The organism is Solibacillus isronensis, from assembly GCF_023715405.1.
Classification (GTDB): Bacteria; Bacillota; Bacilli; order Bacillales_A; family Planococcaceae; genus Solibacillus; species Solibacillus isronensis_B.
Genome location: NZ_JAMBOC010000057.1, coordinates 1 through 251, shown reverse-complemented (window position 1 = coordinate 251; position 251 = coordinate 1). Strand labels below are relative to the sequence as shown.

Here is a 251-nt window from a genome sequence, read left to right as displayed (position 1 = left end):
TTAGCATCAGGATTGGCATTATCAATATTGGTAGGAGGCGCAGGCTTAAGCTCAAGTTCAGTAGGAGCAGCTCCAATTAATGAAAAAGCGATTACAATTGAGAATTCATTAAAAGACGATGAAGTGCGTCCGATGGTTTGGGCAGCAGTAGGACAAGCAGCATTAAAAGGAGCTGCTTGGGGAGCTGGATGGGTTGTAGGTGAAAAAGCAGCAAATGCAGTTTTTGGAAGCAGTATTGAGCCTGCAGCTGA

The 251-nt window shown here is 44.6% G+C and carries 1 protein-coding gene; it reads left to right on the top strand.

Features of this window, described 5'->3' with window-relative positions; genetic code table 11:
* The coding region (locus M3166_RS19245) for a hypothetical protein (RefSeq protein ID WP_251691819.1) at positions 1-251 on the top strand (251 nt) is incomplete at both ends.